Below are 9,347 nucleotides of genomic sequence, written 5' to 3'. Positions count from 1 at the left end.
TCGCGAGGATGCCGGCGCTCGCGGCGAGCGGCAGCGCCGGCGCGAGCGCGCCGAGGTCGCCCGGCCGCTGCGCGAGCGCCGCCCGGAACCGGCCGCACGCTCGGCAGGACCGCAGATGGGCGCGCGTCCGGCGACTGCGCAGCACGCGGCCGTCGCCGTCGGACAGCTGCCGCTGGACCTCAGCGCACTCCATCGCGCGCCCCTCCGCGAACTCGGCGAGGGCGGAGCGGGCCTCGTAGATCGTCTGCTTGACCGCCCGCGGCGAGCTCTCCAGGACCTCGGCGATCTCCTCGTGCCCGAGCCCGCTGAGCTCGCGGAGCACCAGCGCCGCCCGCTGCCGCTCCGGCAGGTCCTGCAGGTCGCGGCGCAGGTGCCCGAGCCGCTCGCGGGTCTCGACCGTCTGCTCGAGGTCGTCGCGGCCGATCGTCCGGGCCTCGTCCAGGTCGCTCGTCGGCCGCCGCCGGCGGACCAGCGAGATCGCCTCGTTGTGCACGATCCGGAACAGCCAGGGCCGGATCTCGAAGTCGCGCTCCTCGTCCTGCAGCGCCACGAACGCCCGCGTCATCGCGCTCTGCAACGCGTCCCGGGCATCCTCGTCGTGCTGCAGGAGCGAGCGGGCGTACCGGTACAGCGCCTGATGATGCCGCTCGTAGAGCAGCGCGAACGCCTGCGAGTCCCCCCGGACCGCCCGCGAGCGGAGGGCAGGGTCGCGGCGCAGTCGCAGCGTTGCGGCGAGCGAGGTCGTCATCGGGGTGGCGGACGCGTCCCACGTATCGACAACGCGCGACGCGCCGAGGAGTCAGGTGCGATGCCGCAACCTGATCATCCCCGATCGGCGGGCCGCCGGCGACGGTCCGCCGGCGACGGCCCCGCGAGACGCTGCTACGTTCGCGCCCATGCTGCTGGGCAATCACGCCGACGCACGGCCGTTTACGACCCTCGACGGCTCGACGATCCGCGAGCTGGCCGGGCCCGTCTCGCTGGCGACCGCCAACCAGTCGCTGGCCGAGGCGACGGTGCCCGCCGGCGGCGCCACCACCGAGCACTTCCACCGCACCTCGGAGGAGCTCTACTACGTCACCCGCGGCCGTGGGCGGATCCGGATCGACGGCGAGGAGCGGCCGCTGCGGGTCGGCGACTGCGTCGTGATCCCGCCTGGCGCGCGGCACAAGCTGCTGAACGACGGCGACGAGGAGCTGGCGATCCTCTGCTGCTGCGCACCGCCCTACTCCGACGCCGACACGGTGCTGATCGAGGGCTGACGTGCCCGAGCGCCGGCCGAGCGGCGCGCGACGCCGTCCACGGACGCCGATCCGGTTCCCCTGGCGGCCCGCGCGCGATACAATAGCTTGGCCTACGCAAGGATCCCTGATGTTCCTCAACGTGCTCGTCGCCACCGACGGTTCCGCCCACGCCGAGCGGGCGCTGGCCGAGGCCGTCGACATCGTCCGCGCGTCGCACGGCAGGCTGACCCTCGTGACGGCGGTGATCCGCCCGTCGGCCTGGGTCGCCGCCGCCGCTGCCGGCGCCGGGGCGATCCAGCACCCCGAGGAGTGCGAGGCCGAGTCGCTGGCGATCCTGCGCGCCGCCGAGCGCCAGGTGCCCCGGGACGTCCCGGTCACCATCTGCCTCCGGCGCGAGCCGGTCCGCGACGTCCTGCTCGACGCCGCCCGCAGCGGCAAGTACGACCTGATCGTGATGGGCTCGCGCGGGCGCGGCGCCGTCCGCTCGACGGTGCTCGGCAGCGTCAGCCACCACATCCTGCACCACAGCCCCGTGCCGGTCCTGATCGTCCACGCCACCGACGAGGATCGAGCCCGGCACGAGGCGGCCCTGGCGGCGGCCCACGCCGCGGCGCGCGGCGAGGAGCCCGCCGCCGAGCCGGTCCCCGGCGTCGTCCCCGGCGCCCGCGGCTCCTGACGGACGGCGTCCACGGCGTCGCCCGACGGTTCCTGGTTGCGGGGTCGCCGGCGATCGGGAAGGCTTGCGGGGTGCCAGCTCCGTCCTGCCTGCCCGTTCGCCCCGTCCCGCTACCGCCGTTCGGCCCGTGCCGAGCGACGCAGCGGTCGGATCGACGGCGGTGAGGGCGCGGATCGCGGCGCTCGTCGTCGCCGCCCTGCTGCTGCCGGCCGCGTCGGCGGTCGCGGCGCCGACGACGGGAGCGCAGCTCGGCGACGCCGACTACTGGGCGTTCGCCGACCGCCGGCAGGCCGACGTCGAGCCGCAGTGGCGGGCCGACCTGGGCGTCTACCTGCCGCCGCAGAGCATCGACGACGTGCGGCTCGACGCCAACATGCTGCTGACCCACGCGACCGCCGCGCTCGCCGGCCACCAGGGCCCGTCGCGCAAGGACGACCGGGTGCTGCTGCTGGCGCGCGCGCTGACCCGCTTCCCGGCCTACCTGCAGCCGCCGGACCCGAACACCAACGGCCAGACGCACGTCCCGGGCTGGACCTCGTCGACCCAGCGCCGCGGCGGGCAGCACGTCGCGGTCGATCCGCAGGTGGCCGAGGCGCTGACGGCAGCGTGGGAGGCGCGCGACGTCGTCGAGATGCCCGCCGACCTGGCGCTGCGGATCCAGCAGACGATCAGCGACGTGGCCGCGTCGCCGTTCTTCCGCTACCCGGCGATGCTGCTGACGCAGTTCAACTGGCACGCCGACATGGACGCCTTCGCGGCCCGGGTGACGGGCAACCCCTCGTTCCTGCAGGACTACCGGCTGCAGCTGATGCGCTTCGCGAAGGGCGCCAAGACGCCGATCGTCGCGGGACGCACGCCCTACCTGAACAAGGGCCTGGGAATGATCTACGCGCCGCGCCGGGCCGACGCCTCGGGGCCGGCGCGGCTGTCGAGCTCCGAGTACGAGAACCTCGTCTTCTCCGGCCTGCGCCACTACGACTGGGCGATCTCGAAGGGGATGGCGCCGCTGCCCGCGGCCCAGGAGACGATCCTGCGCAAGTGGGCCCAGCGGGTGCTGTTCGGCGACTGGACCCATGCCGGCTACCTGAACTGGGACACCAGCCTCGGCACCCGCCGCTGGCAGCTGACCCGCTACTGGGGCTTCGCCCAGCAGGGGCTGCTGACCCTGGCGACCGCCCGCCGGCTGGCCGCGGTCCCCGGCCAGGCCGCCTGGACGGCGTGGATCGCCGACCGCGGGCTCGAGACCTACGAGCACCTCGCCGCGCAGTACGGCGGCAAGCTGCCCAGCGCGCTCTGGGACGTCAAGGGCCGGGACGGGGCGCCGGTCCAGGATCCGGTCTTCAGCGCCTCGCGGATGGAGGCCCACGCCGCCCGCCTGGCGCAGCTGCAGATCGGAGCGCGCCAGGCCGAGCAGCCGCCGGGGTGGTACGCCTACGACCCGGACGCGGGCCGGCTGGCGGTGTCGAGCGGCCGCTACTCGACGGCGATCGTGCTGCGCCACCCGACCGACGACTACGGCGGGGTCGAGCTGGCGCGGCTGCTGTCCGGGGCCGGCGATCCGGTCTCCGGCACCGGTGGCAGCGGGCGGGCGGCCTTCGGCCTCGACCTCTCGCGGGGCGGCCGGGTGGTGCTCGACACCCAGCCCGGGCTCCGGGTCTCGCGCCGGGGCGCGACGACCTTCACGGTCCGCCGGGGCGGCAGGCTCGACCTCCGCGGCGTGCTCGGCAACGGCCTGGTCGCGGCCGGCACCGTCTCCAACGCGGCCGGGTCGGCCACCGTCACGACCCGCTTCGGCGAGCAGTCGATCGTCGTCACCCGCCGCGTGCGCGCGGCCCGCGACGGCATCGCGACCGTCCGGTTCCCGGTCTGGGGCAGCGAGTCCGGCGTCCGCGTGGTGCGGAGCGGTCGCGCGCCGGGCACCCTGCGCAGCGCCGCGGTCCCGGCCAAGGGCGCCCAGGGCCTGCTGCTGCGGGCCGACCACGGCGGCTACCGGGTTGGGCTCTGCACCGTGCCGTCGGGCGCGCGGCTGCGCCTCGCCGGGGCCGACGGGCCGGCCACGAGCCGGCTGACGCGGCGGGTCGCGCTGCTCTCCTTCCCGCTGAGGAAGGGCCAGGAGCGGACGGTCAGCGTGCGGCTGGTCACGACCGACGACGCACCGGCCCCGCTCGGCGGTGGGGCGCGGATGTGCCCGTGACCGCGCGCCGTCGCCGTCGCCGTCCGGGCCGGGCGGCACGGCGGCGGTCACCCGCGCCCCGGCCGGGGGCGATCATCTAGGCTGCACCGCGACGCGCGCGGTCCAGTTGGGCGGCCGGCCGTCCTCCTGGGGGTGCTGATGCGACGACTGACGCGGACGGTTCTATCGACGATCACGGGAGCGCTCCTGCTCGCTCCGGCGGCGTCGGCCGACGTCCTGTCGAGCGACTATCCGACCGCGGCCGCGGATCGCAACCTGGCGACGAGCGTCGGCGGGTGGAGCGCGCAGGTCGTCTACGGCGGCTGCGCGCCCGCGGGGCCGCTCTGCGCCGAGGGCACCGGCGGCTGGCTGTCCCCCGGCGGTCGCGACGACGACGGCTACCTGCACACCCAGTACGCGTCCGGCCTCTCCATCCAGGGCGACACCACCGTCTCGTGGGTCAGCCCGACGTTCCAGTGGGCCGGCGCCGGCGGCATCGCGGCCCAGGACGTCACGCTCGACATCGCTCGCCGGGCGAACGTCGGCGCCTTCCTCGGCACCGGCGGGTCCGCCAGCGTCACGGTCCAGATCCTGCGGGCCGCCGACTCCTCGGTCGCGGCGACCCTGATCGCGTCCGAGCTCGTGCCGGCCAGCCCGTCCGGCGCCTGGCAGGCGCTGCTGCCGCGCACGGTCCCGCCGTCCGAGCTGAGCCAGCTGACGGACGGGGCCGGCTACAAGCTGCGGCTCAGCGTCCGCTACCAGACGCCCTTCTCCTCCGGCGGCGCCTCGGTCGACTGGGACGACGTCCGCCTGCGGGCCGTCAGCAACGTCCCGACCGGCGGGATCGCGTCGATCGCCTCGGGCCGCCTGGAGTACTTCGGCAGCGACGACCCGAGCGCGGTCGCCGTCACCGTCGTCGGCGACCAGCTGCGCCTGAGCTCGAGCGGGATCTCGGCCGGCGCCGGCTGCACCCAGCATGCCTTGGACGCCGTCGACTGCCCGGCCGCCGGGATCTCGGCGATCCTGGCCCAGCTGCGCGGCGGCGACGACGACTGGGACTCGCGGACCGTCCCGCTCGCGACCGCCGTGCTCGGCGGCGAGGGCAACGACACGATCCGCACCGGCGCGGTCAGCGACGCCGTCGACGGCGGTCCCGGGAACGACGCGATCGACGGCGGCGCCGGCGACGACATCCTGGCGGGCGGGCTCGGCGGCGACGCGATCGACGGCGGCGCCGGCAACGACCTGCTGGTGGCCAGCGACCAGGCCGGCAGCGCGCCCGGGGACGGGCCCGACAGCCTGCGGGGCGGCGACGGCAACGACCGCCTGGACGGCAGCGGCACCGGTCCCGACGCCCTCGACGGCGGGGCCGGCAACGACGCGGCGACCGCGAAGGCCGGCGACACGCCGACCTCGATCGAGCTGCTGGTCGCCCGCGACGTGCTGCTGGCGCTCGACCCGACCAAGATCCCCGCTCCACCGGCGGGCCCGGGTCCCGGGCCCGGCCCCGGCACGGGCAACCCGCCGGGCGGCGACCCGAAGCCGAAGCCCCCGGCTGCGGCGCTGCGCCTGAAGGTCGGCAGCTCCGCCCTGAGCCGCAAGGGCAGCAGCCTGCGGCTGCGGATCGCCTGCCCGCGGACCGCCGTGTCCGGCTGCAGCGCCCGCGCCCAGGTGCGCGGCAGCGGCCGCACGCTCGCCAGCGGCGGGCCGACCACCATCCGCACCGGGACGTCGCGGACGATCGCGCTGAAGACCGCCAGGGGCCAGAAGAGCCGCGTGCGTCGGGCGCAGCGGCTGTCGGTCCGGATCACCGTCCGCGACGACGCGGGGCGCACGGCCTCGCGCACCGCCGTCCTGCAGGTGCGCCGATGACGTCCGGGGCCACGCGGCTCGGCGGGTCGCTGGCACTGGCGCTGGTGCTGGTGCCCGCGGGCCTGGCCTCGGCCGACCCGGGCCCGGCGCCGGCCACGATCCGCGTGCTCGGGCAGGCGGACGGCCGGACGACGGTCGGCGACACGCTCTACCTGACCCCGCTCGGCCCGGCGCGGCTGAGCACCGGCGGTTGCATCCTGCTGTGCGCCACCGGCACCGCGGTGGCCGCGCCGACCTCGGGGGCGGACGCGGGGCTCTCCGGCATGACCGTCAGCGGCCCGCTGCTGCTGCCGGGCAGCGGCACCGTGACCCTCGAGTCGGACGCCTTCCGCTACGACGCGGCCGACGGCCACGACGCCACCGCGCTGCGGGTCTCCTACGCGGCGCGGCTCGACGGGGCAGCCGGGTCGGCGGCGACCGCGCGGCTCGACATCGTTCCGGCGGCGGGCGGATCGGCGGTCGCCGGGATGCCCGGTCAGGCGCTCGTCCTCGACGGGACCCAGCACGCGATCGGGCCGGTCTCGCTGGCGCCGAAGCAGCTGACCCGCGGCGGGTCCTACCGCGTCGTCGTCAGCGCCCGGGTCGACGTGCCCTCCGGGGCGAGCGCGACCGTCCGCTTTGCCACCCCGCGGCTGTTCGCGATCGGTCCCCAGCAGACGGTCGCGCCGACGCCGACGCTGCTGCTCGACCGGCCGGCGGTCCGGCTCTCCGGCCGGCGGCTGCGGATCGAGGTCCGCTGCCCGGCCGCGGCCAGCGGCTCGTGCCGGATCGACGGCCGCGTCCTGGTGGCCAAGCGCACGCTCCGCAAGCTGGCAGCCGTGACGGTCGCCGCGGGCGGCAGGAAGGTCCTGGTCGTGCGGCTGACCGCCGCCCAGCGACGGCGTGCCGCCGGCGCCAGGCGGTTGACCGTCCGGATCACCGGCCACGACGGCGCCGGGGCGCGGGACGACGCGCAGCGGACCGTGCGCGTCGGGCGCTGACGCCCGTCGTCAGGGTTCGTCGCGCACCCCGGCGAGCGTCGCGATCAGCACGCCCACGTGGTGGCCGTCCCCTGCCTGGTCGATCCGCAGCAGGTCGACGAGCGACGCGACGGCCACGTCGAAGCCGTCCAGGCGGATCGTGCGGGCGTCGGCGGCGAGGTCGTCGTGGCCGGTCGTCCCACGAGGGGTCTCCAGCAGGTCGACCCGCCCCGGGCCGTGGGCGACGTGCTCCAGCTGCCCGAGCGCCAGCAGCAATGCGTCGTGGTCGGCGGGGTGGGGGACCAGCTCGACCCGGTGGCCGGCGAGCGGGACCGGCCAGCCGTGGAGCGCGGCCGCGACCTCGCCGATGACGACGAAGCGGGCGCCGGACCCGGCGGCGGCCAGCAGCACCTCGCGGTGGTCGAACGGGCCGACCGCCAGCCCGGCCAGTCGCGCCGCGGGGGCGAGCCGCAGCTGCGCCGCGACCCGCTCGGGGGTGACGCCGTCGGCGTGCGGCAGGCCGACGTGGAGATCGAAGCCGCAGAGCGCGACGACGTCCTGCACCTGGCGGTAGCTGGGGTCGTCGGCACCGGACTCCCAGGCCGCGAGCGTCTCGACCGCGACGCCGAGCGCGACCGCGAGCCGCGCCTGGGTCAGACCCGCGCGGCGGCGGGCGACGACGATCACGTCACGGGCCTGCACCGCTCCATCATGCCTGGTCGCAGCCGGCGATTGGCATCGATGAGCGGCGCCGCGCCCAGTTGCCGACGCGGCCGCCCCGCGTCGCTACGCTACGTAGCGTTTCCCGTCTGAAGAGGTTTCCCGTGGACTCCAAGTGGTGGACGCTGATCGCGATCGCGCTCGGCGTGTTCATGCTCCTGATCGACGTCACGATCGTGAACGTCGCGCTGCCCGACATCGGCAGCGACCTGGGCTCGTCGTTCTCCGACCTCGAATGGGTGGTCAACGCGTACTCGCTGACCCTGGCGGCGTCGCTGCTGGTCGCCGGATCGCTGGCCGACCTGATCGGGCGGCGCCGGGTGTTCGTGGCCGGGCTGCTGGTGTTCACCCTGGCGTCGCTCGGCTGCGGGCTGTCGAACTCGCCGCTGCTGCTGAACCTGCTGCGCGGCGTCCAGGGGCTCGGCGGCGGCATGATGTTCGCGACCTCGCTGGCCCTGATCGCGCAGTCGTTCCACGGCAAGGATCGGGGCGTCGCCTTCGGCGTGATGGGGGCCGTCACCGGAGCGGCGGTCGCGGTCGGGCCCCTGGCCGGCGGCGTGCTGACCGACGCCTTCGGCTGGGAGTGGATCTTCTTCGTCAACATCCCGATCGGGGCGATCGCCGCGACCCTGACCCTGACGCGGGTCGCCGAGTCGCGCGATCCGCATCCGGCCGGGATCGACTGGCTCGGCGCGATCCTCTTCAGCGCGGCGCTGTTCCTGCTGATCTTCGGCCTCGTCCGCGGCAACGCCGAGGGCTGGGGGAGCGCCCAGATCGTCGCCTGCCTCGGCGGCTCGGTCGTGCTGCTGGCGCTGTTCGCGTTCACCCAGCTGCGACGCGAGAACCCGCTCTTCGACCTGCGGCTGCTGCGCAAGCCGACCTTCCTCGGCGCGTCGATGGTCGCCTTCTGCATGTCGGCGTCGCTGTTCGCGATCTTCCTGTACCTGACGCTCTACCTGCAGGGCGGCGTGCTCGGCTTCAGCCCGCTCGAGGCCGGCCTGCGGTTCCTGCCGATCACCGGCCTGATGCTGCTGGTCGGCCCGATCGCGGGGCGGCTGTCAGCGATCGTCCCGGTCCGCGCGCTGCTCGGCGGCGGGCTCTTCTTCGTCGGCATCGGGCTGCTCCTGATGAACGGCGTCGAGCCGGGCGACACGTGGACCGTCCTGATCGTGGGCTTCATCGTCGCGGGCATCGGCAGCGGCCTGGTCAACCCGCCGCTGGCCTCGACCGCGATCGGCGTCGTCGAGCCGCGCCGCAGCGGAATGGCCTCGGGGATCAACTCGACCTTCCGCCAGGTCGGGATCGCGTCCGGGATCGCGGCGCTCGGCGCGGTCTTCCAGCACCGCGTCCACGAGCTGATCGTGCAGGGGACGGCGGGCACGCCGGCCGCCGCCCACGCCGACCAGCTGGCCGCCGCGGTGACCGCCGGCCAGACCGAGCGGGCGCTCGGGGCGATCCCGACGGCGGCCGCCGACCCGGCCCAGGTCGAGCACCTGCGCCAGGTCGCCCACGGCGCGTTCACCAGCGGCCTCAACACGCTGTTCGTGATCACCGCGATCATCGCCCTGGTCGGGGCGCTGGGGGCGGCGCTGCTGGTGCGCGGGCAGGACTTCGTGGTGTCGCACGCGGGCGGGGCGCCCGCCGCGGCCGGTGGTCCGGGCGGCGGCGCGGTGGCGGCGATGGCGGGCGGGCCGGGCGGCAGC

General features: G+C 75.8%; 8 protein-coding genes. 6 read left to right on the top strand and 2 right to left on the bottom strand.

Annotation, left to right across the window (positions count from 1 at the left end; all coding sequences use genetic code 11):
- A partial coding sequence (locus PAI11_RS23190) for an RNA polymerase sigma factor (RefSeq protein ID WP_040601501.1) occupies positions 1-748 on the bottom strand: 748 nt, incomplete at its 3' end.
- A 148-nt stretch (positions 749-896) separates the two neighbouring features.
- Here PAI11_RS23190 and PAI11_RS23185 point away from each other — a divergent pair.
- The 5 genes from PAI11_RS23185 (at position 897) to PAI11_RS27665 (ending at position 6,945) form a co-directional block, all read left to right on the top strand.
- On the top strand, positions 897-1,262 hold the full coding sequence (locus PAI11_RS23185) for a cupin domain-containing protein (RefSeq protein ID WP_007579411.1): 366 nt from the start codon (positions 897-899) through the stop codon (positions 1,260-1,262).
- Positions 1,263-1,371: 109 nt separating this feature from the next.
- Positions 1,372-1,920, top strand: coding sequence for a universal stress protein (locus PAI11_RS23180; protein WP_007579409.1), 549 nt, complete (start codon positions 1,372-1,374; stop codon positions 1,918-1,920).
- Positions 1,921-2,080: 160 nt separating this feature from the next.
- The gene (locus PAI11_RS23175) at positions 2,081-4,114 is read left to right on the top strand and encodes a hypothetical protein (RefSeq protein WP_138974518.1); all 2,034 of its coding nucleotides are present in this window, start codon (positions 2,081-2,083) and stop codon (positions 4,112-4,114) included.
- A gap of 138 nt (positions 4,115-4,252) precedes the next feature.
- A complete protein-coding gene (locus PAI11_RS25135) occupies positions 4,253-5,965 on the top strand; it encodes a calcium-binding protein (RefSeq protein WP_138974517.1) in 1,713 nt (570 codons plus the stop codon).
- Positions 5,962-6,945 (top strand): hypothetical protein, encoded by a 984-nt coding sequence (locus PAI11_RS27665; protein ID WP_007579405.1) that lies wholly within the window; start codon positions 5,962-5,964, stop codon positions 6,943-6,945. Before PAI11_RS25135 ends, PAI11_RS27665 begins: the two co-directional genes overlap by 4 nt.
- Before the next feature lie 9 nt (positions 6,946-6,954).
- Here PAI11_RS27665 and PAI11_RS23160 read toward each other — a convergent pair whose 3' ends face one another.
- Positions 6,955-7,626 carry a helix-turn-helix transcriptional regulator gene (locus tag PAI11_RS23160; RefSeq protein WP_007579404.1) on the bottom strand — a complete coding sequence of 224 codons (672 nt, stop codon included), beginning with the start codon at positions 7,624-7,626 and terminating at the stop codon, positions 6,955-6,957.
- 122 nt (positions 7,627-7,748) lie between these two features.
- Here PAI11_RS23160 and PAI11_RS23155 point away from each other — a divergent pair.
- The coding region (locus tag PAI11_RS23155) for an MFS transporter (protein ID WP_050897376.1) at positions 7,749-9,347 on the top strand (1,599 nt) is incomplete at its 3' end.

This window comes from Patulibacter medicamentivorans (assembly GCF_000240225.1).
Taxonomy (GTDB): Bacteria; Actinomycetota; Thermoleophilia; order Solirubrobacterales; family Solirubrobacteraceae; genus Patulibacter; species Patulibacter medicamentivorans.
This window is presented reverse-complemented; position numbering and strand designations above follow the sequence as displayed.